The sequence below is a fragment of the Pseudomonas sp. BN414 genome (assembly GCF_029871275.1).
GTDB classification, from domain to species: domain Bacteria; phylum Pseudomonadota; class Gammaproteobacteria; order Pseudomonadales; family Pseudomonadaceae; genus Metapseudomonas; species Metapseudomonas resinovorans_C.
On the sequence record NZ_SSOL01000040.1, the window covers coordinates 1 to 16,626 of the forward strand.

General features: G+C 61.9%; 15 protein-coding genes. 7 read left to right on the forward strand and 8 right to left on the reverse strand.

Going from position 1 to position 16,626, the window contains the following annotated elements:
• On the forward strand, positions 1-1,776 hold a 1,776-nt coding region (locus E8E95_RS06400; protein ID WP_280349060.1), incomplete at its 5' end, for an acyl-CoA dehydrogenase C-terminal domain-containing protein.
• Between the two features lie 155 nt (positions 1,777-1,931).
• Here the strand turns inward: E8E95_RS06400 and E8E95_RS06405 are convergent.
• On the reverse strand, positions 1,932-2,681 hold the full coding sequence (locus tag E8E95_RS06405) for a hypothetical protein (protein ID WP_280349061.1): 750 nt from the start codon (positions 2,679-2,681) through the stop codon (positions 1,932-1,934).
• Between the two features lie 396 nt (positions 2,682-3,077).
• On the opposite strand from E8E95_RS06405, the gene arcD reads away from it, so the two are divergent.
• Positions 3,078-4,505 carry an arginine-ornithine antiporter gene (gene arcD, locus E8E95_RS06410; RefSeq protein ID WP_280349062.1) on the forward strand — a complete coding sequence of 476 codons (1,428 nt, stop codon included), beginning with the start codon at positions 3,078-3,080 and terminating at the stop codon, positions 4,503-4,505.
• Between the two features lie 134 nt (positions 4,506-4,639).
• A complete protein-coding gene (locus E8E95_RS06415) occupies positions 4,640-5,539 on the forward strand; it encodes a hypothetical protein (protein WP_280349063.1) in 900 nt (299 codons plus the stop codon).
• A gap of 90 nt (positions 5,540-5,629) precedes the next feature.
• Here the strand turns inward: E8E95_RS06415 and E8E95_RS06420 are convergent, their stop codons facing one another.
• Positions 5,630-5,779, reverse strand: coding sequence for a hypothetical protein (locus E8E95_RS06420; RefSeq protein WP_280349064.1), 150 nt, complete (start codon positions 5,777-5,779; stop codon positions 5,630-5,632).
• A gap of 356 nt (positions 5,780-6,135) precedes the next feature.
• Here E8E95_RS06420 and E8E95_RS06425 point away from each other — a divergent pair, with 356 nt between their 5' ends.
• A complete protein-coding gene (locus tag E8E95_RS06425; RefSeq protein WP_280349065.1) occupies positions 6,136-7,347 on the forward strand; it encodes a patatin-like phospholipase family protein in 1,212 nt (403 codons plus the stop codon).
• A gap of 21 nt (positions 7,348-7,368) precedes the next feature.
• On the opposite strand, the gene E8E95_RS06430 is transcribed toward E8E95_RS06425, so the two are convergent.
• From E8E95_RS06430 to E8E95_RS06450, 5 genes are all read right to left on the reverse strand, one after another.
• Positions 7,369-8,409, reverse strand: a complete 1,041-nt coding sequence (locus E8E95_RS06430; protein WP_280349066.1) for a YeiH family protein — start codon at positions 8,407-8,409, stop codon at positions 7,369-7,371.
• Positions 8,410-8,464: 55 nt separating this feature from the next.
• Positions 8,465-8,875 carry a GFA family protein gene (locus tag E8E95_RS06435; protein WP_280349067.1) on the reverse strand — a complete coding sequence of 137 codons (411 nt, stop codon included), beginning with the start codon at positions 8,873-8,875 and terminating at the stop codon, positions 8,465-8,467.
• 24 nt (positions 8,876-8,899) lie between these two features.
• Positions 8,900-10,282 carry an MFS transporter gene (locus E8E95_RS06440; RefSeq protein WP_280349068.1) on the reverse strand — a complete coding sequence of 461 codons (1,383 nt, stop codon included), beginning with the start codon at positions 10,280-10,282 and terminating at the stop codon, positions 8,900-8,902.
• Positions 10,283-10,355: 73 nt separating this feature from the next.
• Positions 10,356-11,354: a flavin reductase family protein gene (locus E8E95_RS06445; protein WP_280349069.1), complete on the reverse strand. Its 999-nt coding sequence runs from the start codon at positions 11,352-11,354 to the stop codon at positions 10,356-10,358.
• Between the two features lie 64 nt (positions 11,355-11,418).
• Positions 11,419-12,480, reverse strand: coding sequence for an LLM class flavin-dependent oxidoreductase (locus E8E95_RS06450; RefSeq protein WP_179059451.1), 1,062 nt, complete (start codon positions 12,478-12,480; stop codon positions 11,419-11,421).
• A gap of 82 nt (positions 12,481-12,562) precedes the next feature.
• On the opposite strand from E8E95_RS06450, the gene E8E95_RS06455 reads away from it, so the two are divergent.
• The 3 genes from E8E95_RS06455 to E8E95_RS06465 all read left to right on the forward strand — a co-directional run bounded on the left by E8E95_RS06455 (position 12,563) and on the right by E8E95_RS06465 (position 15,768).
• The gene (locus E8E95_RS06455; RefSeq protein WP_280349070.1) at positions 12,563-13,483 is read left to right on the forward strand and encodes a LysR family transcriptional regulator; all 921 of its coding nucleotides are present in this window, start codon (positions 12,563-12,565) and stop codon (positions 13,481-13,483) included.
• A 130-nt stretch (positions 13,484-13,613) separates the two neighbouring features.
• Positions 13,614-15,017: an MATE family efflux transporter gene (locus E8E95_RS06460; protein ID WP_280349071.1), complete on the forward strand. Its 1,404-nt coding sequence runs from the start codon at positions 13,614-13,616 to the stop codon at positions 15,015-15,017.
• A gap of 178 nt (positions 15,018-15,195) precedes the next feature.
• The gene (locus tag E8E95_RS06465) at positions 15,196-15,768 is read left to right on the forward strand and encodes a hypothetical protein (RefSeq protein WP_280349072.1); all 573 of its coding nucleotides are present in this window, start codon (positions 15,196-15,198) and stop codon (positions 15,766-15,768) included.
• Here E8E95_RS06465 and E8E95_RS06470 read toward each other — a convergent pair.
• Positions 15,749-16,411, reverse strand: a complete 663-nt coding sequence (locus E8E95_RS06470) for a hypothetical protein (RefSeq protein WP_280349073.1) — start codon at positions 16,409-16,411, stop codon at positions 15,749-15,751. The genes E8E95_RS06465 and E8E95_RS06470 overlap by 20 nt on opposite strands.
• Between the last annotated feature and the right edge of the window lie 215 nt (positions 16,412-16,626).

Below are 16,626 nucleotides of genomic sequence, written 5' to 3' on the forward strand. Positions count from 1 at the left end.
CCCCTGCGCGATATGCGCTTCGTCCTCAATGAAGTCTTCGAGGTCGCCAAGCTCTGGGCTGAGCTGCCTGCCCTGGCCGAAGTGGTCGACGCCGATACCGCCTCCGCCATCCTGGAAGAAGCTGGCAAGGTCACCGGTGGCGTGATCGCCCCGCTGAACCGTAGCGGCGACGAAGAAGGCTGCCAGTGGAAAGATGGCGCCGTGAGCACCCCGGCCGGTTTCCCTGCGGCCTACCAGACCTATGCCGAAGGTGGCTGGGTCGGCGTGGGCGGCGACCCCGTCTTCGGCGGCATGGGCATGCCCAAGGTCATCTCCGCCCAGGTGGAAGAAATGGTCAACGCGGCCAACCTTTCCTTCGGCCTGTACCCGATGCTGACCGCCGGCGCCTGCCTGTCGATCAACGCCCACGCCAGCGAAGAGCTGAAGGAAAAGTACCTGCCGAACATGTACGCAGGTGTCTGGTCCGGCTCCATGTGCCTGACCGAACCGCACGCCGGTACCGACCTCGGCATCATCCGCACCAAGGCCGAACCCCAGGCCGACGGCAGCTACAAGATCACCGGCACCAAGATCTTCATCACCGGTGGCGAGCACGACCTGACCGAGAACATCATCCACCTGGTACTGGCCAAGCTGCCCGACGCCCCGGCTGGTCCGAAAGGCATCTCCCTGTTCCTCGTGCCCAAGGTGATGGTTAACGCCGACGGCTCCCTGGGCGAGCAGAACGCCGTGTCCTGCGGCTCCATCGAACACAAGATGGGCATCAAGGGTTCGGCCACCTGCGTGATGAACTTCGACGGCGCCACCGGCTACATCGTCGACGCCCCGAACAAGGGCCTGGCCGCCATGTTCACCATGATGAACTACGAGCGTCTGGGCGTGGGTATCCAGGGCCTGGCGTCCGGCGAGCGTTCCTACCAGAGCGCCGTGGAATACGCCCGCGAGCGCATCCAGAGCCGTTCGCCGACCGGCCCGGTTGCCAAGGAAAAGGCCGCTGACCCGATCATCGTGCACCCCGATGTACGCCGCATGCTGCTGACCATGAAGGCAGCCAACGAAGGCGGCCGCGCCTTCTCCAGCTACGTCGCCATGCAGCTCGACACCGCCAAGTTCAGCGAAGACCCCGTCGTGCGTAAGCGCGCGGAAGAAATGGTCGCGCTGCTGACCCCGGTGGCCAAGGCGTTCCTCACCGACCTCGGTCTGGAAACCACCGTCCACGGCCAGCAGGTCTTCGGCGGCCACGGCTTCATCCGTGAGTGGGGCCAGGAGCAACTGGTGCGTGACGTGCGCATCACCCAGATCTACGAAGGCACCAACGGCATCCAGGCCCTCGACCTGGTGGGCCGCAAGGTCGTCGGCAGCGGCGGCGCGTTCTACAAGCAGTTCGCCGACGAGATCAACGCATTCGCCAACAGCGCTTCCGCTGAGCTCGCCGAGTTCACCGAGCCGCTGAAAGCCGCTGTCGCCAACCTCGACGAGCTGACTGCCTGGGTCTTGGACCGCGCGAAGAACAACCCGAACGAAATCGGTGCCGCTTCGGTGGAGTACCTCCATGTGTTCGGCTACACCGCCTACGCCTACATGTGGGCATTGATGGCTCGGGCCGCGATCGGTCGTGCTGCCCTGGGCAAGGAAGGTCAGGACGACTTCTACGCCAGCAAGCTCGGCACCGCGCGCTTCTACTTCGCCCGCCTGCTGCCGCGCATCCACTCCCTGACCGCCTCGGTGAAGGCCGGCAGCGAGTCGCTCTACCTGCTGGACGCCGAGCAGTTCTGAGGCACTTCAATCTGCGCGCTCCATACATGTGGGTGCGCAATCGGCATTTATCTGGAATGTCCGATTCCAGCCGATAGCTACCTCTTGAAAGTAGCGGCTATCGGCTAGAAGCGAGCGTTTGGATAGAGAAAATAGATCTGTCCCTTTTCCACGATTCAGGGGGAGGGTGGCGACACCGCAACCGCCAGCTCGTCCAGGTCGATGGAAGCGCGATTGAGATAAAACTCGGGACCGCCGCTGCCCGCACCGCCGCTGCCCGCCATCTGCTGCAGTTGCGGACGTACGAACAGATAGCTGGCCTTGGCCTTCGACAACACCTCGGCATGCTCGACATGGCGCGCCATGAGCGTATCGAAACGCTGCTCGATCGTCTGGTCGAGCTCTTTCGCCTGAGCGGGCGTCAGCGTCAGACCGCCTTTCTGCGGCAGCGGGTAGAGACGAACCTGGTAGTCCAGCAACAGCGTGGCGAGAGCCTGGCTTTGCGCCCACAGGTCGGCGGAGGCAGGATCGGGCCCGGCATTCGCATAAGCAGTAGAGGCTGCCCGCTGCAACTGTCGCTGATGGCCAAGCAGTTGCTGGATCAGCTCCGGGTAACGCTCGCGCTTGGCCCGAGGCAGTCGATCGAGGGTATCGAAAACTTCCTTCATGGCGCGCAGCGGCTGCACTAATGGCTCGGGCTGCCCCAGCTGCACCATGTAGGTTTCCATCGTATTGAGGTGCTGGTAGGTGGCGTTCAAGCCTCGTGGGTCGGGTGTGCGTTCGGCCGGATTGAAATAGACCATCGCACTGGCACACATCAATTGGCTGCGACTGAGGATTTCACTCAACTGCCCGGCGCTTCGTCCATCCCCCCACGTCAGCGGGCAAATCAGGCACAACAGGAGCAGCAGCGACTTCCTTCCCATGATCGATATCCTCATTTCTTGTTGTTATGTCGGCTTACAGTGCAAAACCATGCAGCCCATCCCGACGGTTCCCCAAGCGTCCAGCCTCCGGCGCAAGCAGACTCATCGTGCCTCGCCAAGCCTGTAACAACGGGCATCAAGATTCCCGCGCAGGTGAAAAGCTGATCGGCCAACTGGCGGATAGTAGTGGGGACCAAAAAGAGGGGCATACTCCAAAAGGGGGACATCAGAGAAAAATAGATCTGCCCTTATCTCGTCTGATAACGCTTGAGCTACACCTGCCAGTACGCTCGGATCTCCGAGAATTTCATCAGCAGGTTTTTACTTTCTGTGCTTGGTTAAAACAGGGTGTTACGGCCTCGTAGAGAGACATGCGCCGGCCAAGGAGACGCGAGAATGTCAGAACCGACGCAGAAGCTTCGTTTGAGCGCATTGATTGCCCTGGTAGTGGGGTCGATGATCGGTGGCGGGATCTTTTCCTTGCCGCAGAACATGGCCGCGCGCGCTGATGCCGGGGCCGTGCTTATTGGATGGGCGATCACCGCGGTGGGTATGCTGACCCTGGCGTTCGTATTCCAGACGCTGGCGAACCGCAAACCGGAGCTCAACTCCGGGGTTTATGCCTACGCCAAGGCTGGGTTTGGCGACTACATGGGCTTTTCTTCGGCATGGGGCTACTGGATCAGCGCCTGGCTGGGCAATGTCGGCTATTTCGTTCTGCTGTTCAGTACCCTCGGCTTTTTCTTTCCGGTGTTCGGCCAAGGCAACACGCCCACCGCCATCGCCTGCGCGTCCCTGCTGCTGTGGTGCGTGCACTTTCTGGTGCTGCGTGGGATCAAGGAAGCGGCGTTCATCAATCAGCTGACCACCGTAGCCAAGGTGGTGCCCTTGGTCACCTTCATTGCGATTGCCGCCGTGGCCTTCGATGCGGACATTTTCACCCGCGATATCTGGGGGCGTAGCAACCCGGACTTCAGCGGCGTGATGGATCAGGTGCGCAACATGATGCTGGTGACGGTGTTCGTGTTCATCGGTATCGAAGGCGCCAGTGTCTATTCAGCCAGGGCCGAGAAGCGGGCCGACGTCGGCCGCGCCACGGTTATCGGCTTCCTCGGCGTGCTGGCGCTGCTGGTGCTGGTGAACCTGCTGTCGCTTGGGATCATGAGCCAACCGGAACTGGCCGCTCTGCAGAACCCATCGCTGGCGGGGGTGCTCGAACGTATTGTCGGTCCGTGGGGGGCGTTGTTCATCAGCCTCGGCCTGGCCATTTCATTGCTCGGCGCCTTGTTGTCCTGGGCGCTCCTGTGCGCGGAAATCTTGTTCGCCACCGCCAAGGACAAAACCATGCCGGCGTTTCTCAGAAAGGAAAACGCCAACCATGTGCCGGTCAATGCGCTATGGCTGACCAATGCAATGATTCAGCTTTTCCTGTTGATCACACTGTTTTCTGCAGGCACTTACACCAGCCTGATCTACCTTGCCTCGTCGATGATCATGGTGCCGTACCTATGGTCGGCGGCCTATGCGCTGCTGCTGACCCAGCGTGGCGAAACCTACGAACAGGCTGGGACGGAACGCACCAGGGATCTGCTTATCAGCGGTGTCGCACTCGGCTATGCAATCTGGCTGTTGTATGCCGGCGGGGTTAAGTACCTGCTGCTATCCGCCTTGCTCTATGCGCCGGGCGTGGTGCTTTTTGCCAAGGCAAAACGTGAGCAAGGTCAGCCGCTGTTTACTCATATCGAAAAGGGAATTTTTGTTTGCGTCGTCATCGCAGCGGGCTTCGCCGCCTATAGCTTGTATAGCGGCGTGCTGTCGCTGTAGGCGCAGCCTGCCAGTTCTGGCAAGTAGCTGGGGATGAACCATATTTACTCGGGTAGGCGCCAAAGGAGTCGGGGGAGCTGAAGCCTTACCGTCGCGGACTTAACACCAAGGTGCGCGCCCTGGAGGAGTCATTGATGCTGCAGCGAATATTCGGGAGCTATCGCGTAGCCGCCGAAACAGTCGTGGTAGTGGCCGTCCTGGTCGCGATTAGGGCACTGCTCTGGCAGATCGGGATCGAGGGGATGTCGGTCAGCGCGCTTGCGTCGAGCATCGTCGGCGGCGGCGTATTTGTCATGGGCCTCGTGGTGGCCGGCACATTGGCCGACTACCGCGACGCGGAGCGGGCGCCGACCGATCTGGCCGCCAGCTTGTACGCGATCCTGCGCGAATGTGAGTCCATGCACACCGTGTGGGGCAAGCCTCACCTTCCGACCCTACGCAAGCAACTCATCGCCGTGGTCACGAACCTGCGCCTGGACATCAACGCAGGCAACAGCCGCGCTTGCCAAGCCGCCATCGAGGATCTTTCGCAGTCGTTCCTTGAATTAGAGAACACTGACGTACCGGCCAACTATATCGTTCGGCTGCGGGGTGAGCAGGCTGGACTCCGCAAGTCATTGCTGCGCATTTACCATATTCAACGCGAAGAATTCCTGCCGTCGGCATACGCCATGATCGTCAGCCTCGTGGTCGTAATCCTTGGGATGGTCCTGTTCACCAACTTCGAGGGGTTACCTGAGTCGCTGGTCACGCTCGGCTTCCTATCATTCTTCTTCCTGTATCTGCTGCGGTTGCTCAACGTCATCGACAAGCCGTTCAAGGTAGGGAGCGAGCGCACCGACGACGACGTCAGTCTGTTCCTGCTGCATGAGTTCGTCGTGCGCGCGCAGCTAGGCGATGCGGCAGTGGAGGAGGCTGAGGCCATGGAGGAGCAGGTAGCTCAGGTCGAGGCCCAGATGATAGAGGTCGAGGAGCAGGAGACCGAGGCCGTGGCCAAGGATGGGAAGTCGATCAGCGGTGAGCGAACTGACTAGGGGCGCCCGGACGAAGCCCACTCGGGTCAGAGGCGAAACACGAGCGGCCTTTCTTCCGCGGTACAGGAGCGGACTTGGGCTGCGGCCATGCTAATGAAAGCCGACCCGCTGAAAGTCAAGATAAGGGCGCTGCTGGCGAAGCGCCTGCAGCGATAGTTCGATTTTTTGGGCCAGGAAGTGCACCAGGGCGAGAAAAGCGGTCGCACCCTTTACCATCAGATCACTCTGTACTGTGTTCACGCATGTCTCTTCCTCCCCGCACCTCAATGAATCCCTCCAATGGACCTGCAGGAGAGGTGAGATCTACAACTCCTGAATCAGCTGCTCAACCTGGCCGTTTAGAGCATGAGATCTGTCCCCCTCTTTGCGTTAGCTTCGCCCGGCCATCCAGACCAGCGATGTCAGGCTCCAAGTTTTCCGAGCGCAGAAACGTGAAGCGTCTTTAATGATGTATGCGGCGCAAAAGCTGTCATTACCCCCGCGCGCAGTTGCCACGGATGAGCAATCCGCACCTCGGCACGCAAGCTGTTGAGGAACGATCCGCGCGAACATTTGCGACGTCGCTATCGAAGCCTTCATGCGCGAGAGAGTCGACTATGAAAGCCACCAACCTGATCGTGGCCCTGTTGCTCCTGTTACAGGGCTGCACCATGGCGCCGACGCGCCTGTCGGCAGTGCCGGACGACCTGACGGCAAGAGCGGAAATTCCAGGCATGCCTGGGGTGCGTTATGTCGGCGCCGGCGATATGACTGAATTCACACGAATCGGCATTCAAGCGCTGCAGCGGGAGCAGGCCTACCTTGCAAAGCAAGGGCACAAAGGGCCACTGCCGCCAGCGGTATATCTGGCCATTTCGGGCGGCGGTGACAATGGGGCGTTCGCCGTAGGCGTATTGAATGGCTGGACGGCTACAGGCACACGCCCGGAATTCAAGCTCGTTACCGGCATCAGCACGGGCGCACTGATCGCGCCTTTCGCATTTCTGGGGCCGAAGTACGACGCGACCCTGAAAAAGTTCTATACCACGCTGTCACCGAAAGACGTCCTCCAGCCGCGCAGTTTTCTCGAAGGCGTTCTGGGGGATGCGATGTCAGACAACGCACCGCTGTTGAAGCTGACACGCGAATCGTTGAATGAACAGATGCTCAAGGAAATCGCCGCCGAGTACGCCAAGGGCCGCTTTCTGTTAGTTGCCACTGCGGACCTCGATGCGCGCCGCCCCATCATCTGGGACATGGGGAAAATCGCGACCTATGGCGGACCTGATGCATTGGATCTGTTCGTGAGAGTCATGATTGCATCTGCCTCTATTCCGGGAGGATTTCCGCCGATGATGATCGACGTGGAAGTCGATGGTAAGGCCTATCAGGAGATGCATGTGGACGGCGGCATCATGGCGCAGGTGTTCGCTTATCCAGCGTCGGTTCGGGTCGATGAGGAAGCAAAAGCAGTGGGAGTGACCCGCGAGCGCAAGCTGTACGTGATACGCAATTCACGACTCGACCCGGACTGGGCAGACGTCGAGCGCAAAACCATGAGCATCGCCGGTCGCGCGGTCACCTCGCTGATCCACAGCCAGGGTATCGGCGACCTTTACCGGATCTATTCCACCACCCAACGCGATGGAGTGGATTTCAACCTCGGGTTCATACCCTCGAGCTTCAACGCTCCGCACAAGGAAGAGTTCGATAACGAATACATGCGCAGTCTCTACGCCACCGGTTATGACATGGCGGTGAAGGGTTTCCCGTGGCTCAAATCACCTCCCGGCTTCACTGCTCCCGGTGTAACAGGAGTGGGGAACTAGTGAGCGTGCGTTGTGCGCAACTCATCGGCCCAGGCAGAGCAGGCCAATCACCAGTGCGGCGAGGAACAGCGTCTCGCCCACCAGCAGGGCGATCGGACGCCAGCCAACTGATGCGAGTTTTTGCAGCGACGTTTTCAACCCCAGGGCGGCAATGGCGATCACCAGGCAAGCGCGCGACGTTTCACTCATGGCGCCGGCCAATGAGAGGGACAGAAAACCACTGCTGTTGACCGCGACCAGGCAGACGAAAGCCACCAGGAATCCTGGGAGTAGAGGTAACCGCCGCCCGCTGTTCGCTTGCGTGCTCTGCTGTCGGCGAAACAGCCAGGCAACGACTAGGACAGCGGGCACCAGGAGTGCCACTCGCAGCAGCTTCACCACGGTGGCGATATCGCCGGTGGCTGGGGAAATCATGTAGCCGGCACCGACTACCTGGGCCACGTCGTGGATGGTGCCACCCAGAAAAATCCCGGTGTGCTCAGACGACAGGCCCAGCATCTTGCTGATGATTGGATAAGTGATCATCGCCACGGTCGAGAGGCCGGTGACGCCCACCACGGTCAGCAACGTATCGCGCTCGCTGTTCTCGTGCTTGGGAAGTACGGCGGAAATCGCCAAGGCTGCGGAGGCGCCGCAAATGGCGACGGCACCACCGGTTAGCACGCCGAAGTCGGCAGGCAAGTTCAGCAGGCGAGCACTTATCCAGCCGACAAAGATGGTCGCAGTGACTGCAAACACGGCGGCCAGGACCGTTTCCAAACCCAGCGAACCGATTTGTTCCAGCGTGATACGCGCGCCCAGCAGGGCTACGCCTATGCGCAGGATCGTCCGTGCGGTGAATTCGATGCCCGGAAGGCAGCGGCTGTCCTCGCTCAGAAAGTGGCACGCCATACCGAAAAGCAAGGCATAGAGCAGGGTGGGTCCGCCGTAATGATCGGCGATGAACGCCGAGGCCATGGCGATCGCCAGGCTGACCATTACCCCGGGGGCGAGGGTCTGCACGCGGCCCAGCAGTTGCCGGGGCAGGCTGACGGGTCCGGGGTAGTGTGCGTCTTTGATCATCGTGGTCATCTCGTGCTCGCCCGGCTGCGGTGGCCCGCCAGCCGGGGCGCGGTCTTCAATCGGTTGCCGCGTGCTCGAAGCACGGCAGGCTGCGGTCGATGGCCACCCAGGGCTGCGCCGACGCACACCAGAGGTGCAGGTTGGGCGTGGTCAGCGCGTCGGCTAGGGTGCCGGCCTTGACTGCGAGCACGCCGGGCATCGCGGCGATTTCGGAGTACAGCGCCGAGCCACAGCAGGTGCAGAAGTAACGCTTGACCGGTAGGCCGCTACCGCCAGCCTTGGCGTAGCAGCCGAGGCTCTCGCCCTCGACCAGGAAGTCTGCGATCGGCACCAGCACGTTGACCGAGAAGGCACTGCCGGACTGCTTCTGGCAGTCGCTGCAATGGCAGACGGCGGTGGTCAGCGGGGCGAGGTGGGTGGAGTACTTGATGTCGCCGCACAGGCAGCTGCCTTGGATGGTGTTCATGAGCGTTCTCGTTGTTTGGAAGGGTTATGCCGTCGCCACGGCGGGCTGCCACTCGCGGGCTTGCTGGATGGTCTTTCCGAAGCTGCGTCGGGCGCAGAGCAGCAGCGGGCAGGCGAGGGCGCAGGCGATCAGCGTGACGATCAGGATCGAGTAGCGAATGGCGGCGGGGTCGACCAGCACGTAGTCGGTGATGACGCCGATAGCCAGCGGGCCGATGCCAACGCCGAGCAGATTGAGTACGCCGGTGAACAGGGCGATGAACTGTCCGCGCATCGGCGCGGGCGCTGCTTCGACGATCAATGCCGGGCCAACGCCGAACAGGCAGACCCAGAGGGCGGCGGTGAGGGCCAGGAATGGCAGCGACAGAGGGGCGCTGGGCGCCAGCAGCAGCGGTGTGGCGCACAGTGGCAGGACGACGCTGGCGATGATCGCCACACGCAGGTTGCCATTGGCCACGCCGCGGCGGCGCCAGTATTCACCGAGCCAACTGGCGCCGAGCACACCGAGCGGCGCGCTGACGCACATGATCAGACCCATCATCGTGCCGGCCTTGGCGTAACTCCAGCCGAATTCGCGGACCAGGTAGCTGGGGACCCACGCGCCGCCGCCGTATACCGCGGCGTTGTAGCAGCCCATGCCGATGATGATGGCGAAGAAGGTGCGCCGGTTGGCGCGCAGGAACGCCAGGACTTCTCCCAATGGCACGCCTGGTGCCGTCGAGGTCGGCGTCTTCCGGCCGGCGCGATTCAGTCGTGGCTCCGGTACGCCGACCATCAGCAATAGAACGATCAGGCCCGGCAGGCCGATCGACATCAGCGTGGTCTGCCAGGGCGCCAGGGTGCCGAGGAAGGGGAGGGTCAGGGGATGGGCGCTGAAATAGCCGAGCACCAGGCCGGTGGCGAGTAGACCCGCGCCAACACCGATCGGGCCGCCTGCACCGAACACGCCGAGCGCGCGGCCGCGTTTCTCCGGTGCGAACAGGTCACTGATCAGCGACACAGCGCCTGGCAGCAGCACCGCCTCGCCAACCGCAACGCCGACGCGGGCCAGCAGCAGGTGCCAGAATTCCGTGGCCAGGCCGCTGGCGGCGGTGGCCAGGCACCATAGGCCGATGCCGACGGTGATGACCTGCCGCCGGTTTCCGCGATCGATCAGCCTCGCGATCGGCAGGCCAGCCAGGGAATAGAAAGCGGCGAAGGTGAATCCATGGAGCATGCCCATCCAGGTGTCGTTGACGTGCAGCGATTGCTGGATCGGCCCGACCAGCAGGCTGAGCACCTGCCGGTCCATGATCGAGAAGACGTAGGCGAGCAGCAGTACGCCAAGGGCATAGTTGGCCTGGCCGGGGCTCGCCAGGCAGGGCGCCGAGCTGGTAACCGGAGCCTGGATAGTCGTGGTGCTGGACATCGACGGTTCACCTCAATGGCTTGTTTTTGTACTCGAGGCCGCGCGGCGGGCAGGCCGCCGCTGCGGTGCTGCGTTAGCGCGCCGCCGGGATGGCGTCGGCCTGCTGCCAGAGGTTGTTGTCCTGCCAGATATTTTCCTTGCGCCAGTGCGCCGGCAGCTCGGCGCCGGTGTGCTGGATGACGCGACCGATCAGCAGCTTGAGGTGCTGCGCTTCGTCGTACGACAGCCCTTCCAGTGCACTCATCTCGGCGGCCTTGGCAAAGGCCAGCCACTGGATCGCCAACTGGCGGCCCTTGTCGGTGAACAGCACGCGCTGTGCGTGCAGGGCCAGCAGGTCGTTGCGCAACCAGGCGGCCAGCTGCTCCGGGGCCAGCGCCTTGCCGGTGAATTCGAACAGTTGGCGCAGCTCCTCCAGGGTCCTCCCTTCGCTGAAGCTGAGGATGCCAAGCAGCTCGAAGTCGTTGTCCTGCATGCCCATCGCCCTCAGTTGCTGGCGAATCGGCAGCTGCAGTTGGTAATAGGCACGACCGAGCAGGAAACCCAGCCAGTTTTCGCCGTAGATGACGCTTTCCTCACCACGTGGGGCGGGCGGCACCAGGCGACGGTAGCCGCCGCTGTGGAACACGAGCGGCGCTTTGTCGAAGCGGTCGAACGCCAGAACTTCACCGACCAGGATGATGTGGTCACCACCCTCGTACTGATAGGTGGTCTTGCACTGGAAGCGCGCCGAGCAGCCATCCAGCAGCGGAACCTCGCTGAGGCCGCGTTGCAGGTCGAGACCAGCGAACTTGTCAGTGCCGCTCTTGGCGAAGCGGTTGGACAGCGGCTCCTGATCGGTCGCCAGGATGTGCACGGCGAAGTGCGAACCTTCGGTGAAGGCGTGAGCCGACGAGGAATCCTTGTTGATGCTCCACAGCACCATCGGCGGGTCGATCGATACCGAGTTGAAGCTGTTGGCGGTCAGACCATAGTCCCGGCCATCCGGGCCTTGGGTGGTAACGATGGTCACGCCGGTGGTGAAGGCGCCGAGCGCCTGACGGAATTGCTTGGGGTCGAAGGGCGAAGCGTTCATCGACGGGTACTCCACCGCCACCGGACGGGCCGGCGGCGGCTGATTGTTGTTGGATCGGATTGGCTCAGCGGTTGAGCAGCGGCATGACCAGGCGGCCAAAGCGCTCGGCTTCTTCGTGGTGTGGGTAGCCGGAAAGGCAGAAACCGCTGCAACCGGCATCGACGAACGCCAGCAACTGATCGGCGACCTGCTGCGGGTTGCCCACGACGGCAATACCGGCACCGGGACGTACTTCGGTGATGCCGGTCCACAGGTGCGGGGTCATCTTGCGGCCGACGGTTTTGGAGAGTTCCTTCATCCGTTGGTTGGCAACGGACTCGGCCATCATGGTCTTGACCTGTTCGGTCCAGGCCGGGTCGGCGCCGTTGACCAGGGTATCGGCTGCGGCCCAGGCTTCCTCTTCGGTTTCGCGGCAGATGATCTGCAGGCGCATGGCAAATTCGATTTCTTCGCCGCGGCCGTATTTGGCGGCGCGCTCACGCATTTCCTTGACCTGTTCGGCGATGCGCTCCGGGTAGTCGCCCCAGAACAGGTGCACGGCGGAGTGCTTGGCGGAAATCTCTGCTGCTTGTTCCGAACCACCGCCGAGGAAGAACGGCGGGTGCGGTTGCTGGAAGGGAGACGGTATGACTTGCGGGGCATGTGCCTGGTGGTACTTGCCTTCGTATTCCACGCCTTCTTCGGTCCACAGGCGCTTCATCAGCTCGACTTCTTCTTCCAGCTGTTCGTAGCGTGCTTCCTTGGAAACGATCTGTCCCTCGGCATAGGCGTCTTTCTCGCTGAGGCCGGCGATCAGGTTGATGTAGATGCGTCCCTTGGATAGCTGATCGAAGGTGGCGAACATCTTGGCCTGGGCGACCGGATGGATGAATCCGGGCTTCACCGCCACCAGGGCTTTGAGCTTCTGCGTGCGGGCGATCACGAACGAGGCGGTCACCCAGGCATCCCAGCAGAAGGGTGTAACGGGGACCAGTACGTAATCGAACCCGGCCTGTTCCGCGGCGACGGCTACCCGCTCGAAATGCTCGAGGGACCGGGGAATGCTCTTGCTCGGATCGCTGAAGGCAGTGGTATCGCCAATGGTTGGAATGAACCAACCCATCTGCAGGGGTTTCTTGTTGTTCATGTGGGCTCTCGTGCAGTGAAACTGTGGAGCCACTACAACAAAGCCTTTGCGATGAAGGAAGTGAATATGTAGCATTCGACGAATGCACAATATTAATACTCGTACCCTCGACCTGAACCTGCTGGTGGTCTTCGCCACCCTGTGGGAAACCCAGAACGTCACCCGCGCCAGCGAGCGCCTGTCGCTCAGCCAATCGGCTGTCAGCCATGCGCTGCGCCGTTTGCGTGAGCGTCTTGGCGACGAGCTGTTCGTGATCGGGCGCGGCGGCCTGGTGCCGACGGCACGCGCGGCCGAACTGATCGGTCCGGTGCGCGAGGCACTGTCCCGCCTGGACGACGCTCTGCAAGGTTCTGCGCCCTTCGTGCCCGCGGCGGTGCAGCGGAAGTTCCGCATTGCCTCCGGCGACTTCGTCGAGTTTCTGATCCTGCCGCGTCTGACCCAGCACATCGCGCGCGAGGCACCGGGGGTGATGATCGAGGTAGTGCCTCTGCCGGAGAAGAATGCGATTTCAGGGCTGCTGGAAAGCGGCGAGATCGACCTGGTCATCGGCGCGCCTATGACGCTTGGCGCCGTCCTGCGTCATGAGCCAATCACCAGCGTTTCGCTGCGCACCCTGATCTGGCAGCGTGAAGGCCTTCCGCCTGGGCGCTTCCCGCTCGGGCTCTATCTGGAGAGGCCGCAAGTGATGATTGAAATGCATCAACGGGATGGCAACATCATCGACCAGACGCTTCAGGCCCAAGGATTGGCGCGGCGCATTGGCGTACTGGTGCAGAACTTCATGGCGATGCCGGTGATCGCCTCGCAGACCGGCTACATCTGCAACCTGCCGGGGCCCATCGCCGAGGCATTCGCTGCAACCTTCGGCCTCAGTTGCCACGAGCCGCCAGTCGACTTCCCGGCGCCCGAGCTGGTGGCGTACTGGCACTCGCGGTTCGATGTCGATCCGGGCTTGCAGTGGTTGCGCGAACAGGTGAAGAGCTGCGCCGTCCAGCGCCCCTGAAGGGCTCAGCTTGTGCATCAATAGATATGCATGCCTTGCATAGGTGAGATTTCAAGAATTCATTTTACTCATCGCATTGTTTGCCAATCCAATGGCGGTCAGCCCAACAATAAAACGCACCGGGATGACCATGACCGCCATCGATCCGCGTACACGCCTGCTATTGGAAGCGCCCATCGTGCCGACCGTCTTGCGACTCGCGGCACCCAACGTATTGGTGATGATTGTCCAGGCCTCTGTCGGCCTTATCGAAACCTATTTCGTCGGCAAGCTTGGCAGCGACGCGCTGGCCGCAATGGCACTGGTTTTCCCGATTGTCATGCTGATGCAGATGAGTTCCGCCGGTGCGATAGGAGGTGGCATCGCCTCGTCCATCGCGCGAGCCCTGGGCGCGCAACGTCGGGAAGATGCCGATGCTCTGGTGCTGCACGCGATGGTCATTGCGCTCGGTTTCGGCCTTGCGTTCACGCTGGCGCTCCTGCTGGGCGGGCGGTGGCTGTATACGCAGATGGGGGGCACTGGGGCGTCGCTGGAGGCGGCGTTGGTGTACTCGCACTGGGTATTTGCGGGTGCCGCGCTGGTGTGGCTGTTCAATGCGCTGTCTGCGGTAATCCGGGGCACCGGCAACATGGCAGTGCCCGCCAACGTGACTGTCGCGGGTGCTGTCGTGCTTGTCCCGTTGTCGCCCTTGCTCATTTTCGGCTGGGGACCGATTCCCGGCATGGGTATCGCCGGCGGCGCGGCGGCGCTGCTCCTGTATTACCTTGGCGGTACTCTCGTGCTCTGGATGTACCTGCGCTCACCGCGCAGTCTGCTCAAGCCGAAGCTGATGGGCGTCCGGCTTCGCTGGCCGTTGTTTCGCGACATTCTGCGAATTGGCCTGGTCGGCCTGATTGCAACGGTGGCCACCAACTTGTCCATCGGCATCGCGACGGCGCTGTCGGGGCATTTCGGCCCGGATGCGATTGCTGGCTACGGCACCGCCGCACGGCTTGAATACCTGCTGGTGCCGCTGGCATTCGGCTTTGGTGCACCGCTGCTGGCCATGGTGGGTACCTGCATTGGGGCCGGTGACAGGGCACGCGCCCTCAAGGCTGCGTGGGTCGGTGCCGCGATTACCTTTGCAATCACCGAAACGATCGGGCTGGCGGCGGCAATCTTCCCGCGCCCCTGGCTGATGTTGTTTGGCAATGAGCCGGCCATGCTTGAGGCCGGCACCCAATACTTGCAAGTGGTCGGTCCGTTGTACGGCTTCTTCGGCCTGGGACAGGTGTTGCATTTCGCATCGCAAGGCGCGGGGCGTCTGTTCTGGCCTGTGGTTGGCAACCTCGCACGCCTGGTCGTGGCGGGCCTTGGAGGCTGGCTTGCCTTGCGCTGGGGCGGCAACCTGGTGCACGTATTCGTTGCCCAGGGCGTGGCGTTCGTGGTGTATGGCCTCGTCATCACTGCCACGATCGCCGGTGGTGCGTGGTTCGGCCGCGTGAGCTGGCCAGGCAGCACGGCCGCTTTGATGCGGCGCATCCAGTCGGCTTGATCATTGCTGCCTATAGGCTTCTGGTGCAGCCGCTACATTCAGGCAGCCCTCCCACGGAGCGGTATAGGCAACTAGCTGCCGTTAGTCGATGAACGGAAAACTTCACATGCGAGTGAGGGGTCCATATCCGGTATGCCCGCCTCGATTGCTGGTCGGGCGCCCCGGGGAGGATCGGCTTATGTATGAGGTCATTAGCGATAGCCTGCAAAAGAAGCTTTGCGAGGTGCTGTCTGATTGCCTCATTTCATGTTCGATTGGCTCGAATGGCGAGCTGGCAGTTATCGCGAAACCGTTTGGGCGGAATGACGGTTTGGTGATCACCGGCTTTAGCGCAAACGACCTCATCACCAATAAAGCGCTCGACCAGGCCGTCTGGCGAATCTATTGGGAGGTTCGGGAAGGACTCCGAGAGCTGCGAGGGGCCACCACGGAAGAGGAGATCACTATGGTGGCCCCGGACGTCCAGGATGATGCCCACGTGAATGGTCCTGAATGCCCGCAGAGTTGGATGCATGTCTTGCCCGAGCGTTCGAACAAAAATCCCTTTGGTGTACGCCTGCTACCAACGAGCAGCATCTCCGCTGACCCGCAAGGCAAGCGCACGATATTTCCGCTCAGCAACTCCACGGCTGTTCCACGTTCCGGAAGAACTGCGGTGGCCCCAGGGGATAGGCGCGGCGTGTCGTCGATACTCCGGCCGTTGGGTTCCACGCCTTCTTCAGACAGAACCGTCACCCACCCAGCGCAATGATCGCAAATATCAGCGCTGTGCCGACGAGCGCCAACACCGCGCCTGTGGCCCATGGGTTGCCACCGGAATAGCGGGCCAGCAGCCAGCCTGAAATAAACAGCATCGCCAACGACACCAGGTTGGAGGCTCGAATCGCCGGTCCGGTCTGGTCGATCAGCAGGAAAGGTATAACCAGGGGGAACGTCGCCAGCACGACCAGCAGGAAGGTACCCAGTGCCCCAGCGAAATCTTGCAGATCCAATCGTGCGCGAGCGGGTTTAGCCGCGTTGACCAGCAGGCGCGAACGCAACGCTTCCAGGCCGTCCGATCCTGCCGCTTCGGTAATGCGCTGGGGCAGGGCGTCAGCAATCAGTTCCCGACCTTCGGCCGGGCTTGCACCGCTTTGCAGGCGCGCGAGCAAGGTGCGGCTGCGAGTGCGTTCGGTCCAGGTGCGCAGCAGGTAGATGACGGCATCGGCCAGGCCCCATGCGAGGTTGCAGCCGAACGCCGCGATCAGCATGGTTCTGGCCTCTTCACGGCCTGCCGTGGCAACGCTCAGCGATCCAATGAAGGTCATCGCCATCAGCAGTCCGAATATCACTTCGGTGATGCGGTCGACGGGTTCGAGTATTCGCTGCCGGGTATTTCTTTCCTCGATTTCCATTTCATCCCCTCGCTCTGTCAGCTTCGCGAGAAGTGTAGGCAAGGCGTGAGACGAACGCGGGTTTCAGGCGTGAGAGGAATCCGCTTTCCCGCCGCAGTTGTGATCCTGCCCATCCCACTTGAATAGTCTGCGATGTGGACTGGAACTCGGCATACCGCCAGCTACGCTTGAGCCTGTCCCCCCAGCGGGGATCGCCCTGACCCCCGGCCTTATAG

Excerpts from the sequence above, each read along its gene's own strand:
- E8E95_RS06405 (WP_280349061.1), bottom strand. The coding sequence starts at position 2,681 with ATGGGAAGGAAGTCGCTGCTGCTCCTGTTGTGCCTGATTTGCCCGCTG.
- arcD (WP_280349062.1), top strand. The coding sequence starts at position 3,078 with ATGTCAGAACCGACGCAGAAGCTTCGTTTGAGCGCATTGATTGCCCTG.
- E8E95_RS06415 (WP_280349063.1), top strand. The coding sequence starts at position 4,640 with ATGCTGCAGCGAATATTCGGGAGCTATCGCGTAGCCGCCGAAACAGTC.
- E8E95_RS06425 (WP_280349065.1), top strand. The coding sequence starts at position 6,136 with ATGAAAGCCACCAACCTGATCGTGGCCCTGTTGCTCCTGTTACAGGGC.
- E8E95_RS06430 (WP_280349066.1), bottom strand. The coding sequence starts at position 8,409 with ATGATCAAAGACGCACACTACCCCGGACCCGTCAGCCTGCCCCGGCAA.
- E8E95_RS06435 (WP_280349067.1), bottom strand. The coding sequence starts at position 8,875 with ATGAACACCATCCAAGGCAGCTGCCTGTGCGGCGACATCAAGTACTCC.
- E8E95_RS06440 (WP_280349068.1), bottom strand. The coding sequence starts at position 10,282 with ATGTCCAGCACCACGACTATCCAGGCTCCGGTTACCAGCTCGGCGCCC.
- E8E95_RS06445 (WP_280349069.1), bottom strand. The coding sequence starts at position 11,354 with ATGAACGCTTCGCCCTTCGACCCCAAGCAATTCCGTCAGGCGCTCGGC.
- E8E95_RS06450 (WP_179059451.1), bottom strand. The coding sequence starts at position 12,480 with ATGAACAACAAGAAACCCCTGCAGATGGGTTGGTTCATTCCAACCATT.
- E8E95_RS06455 (WP_280349070.1), top strand. The coding sequence starts at position 12,563 with ATGCACAATATTAATACTCGTACCCTCGACCTGAACCTGCTGGTGGTC.
- E8E95_RS06460 (WP_280349071.1), top strand. The coding sequence starts at position 13,614 with ATGACCGCCATCGATCCGCGTACACGCCTGCTATTGGAAGCGCCCATC.
- E8E95_RS06465 (WP_280349072.1), top strand. The coding sequence starts at position 15,196 with ATGTATGAGGTCATTAGCGATAGCCTGCAAAAGAAGCTTTGCGAGGTG.
- E8E95_RS06470 (WP_280349073.1), bottom strand. The coding sequence starts at position 16,411 with ATGGAAATCGAGGAAAGAAATACCCGGCAGCGAATACTCGAACCCGTC.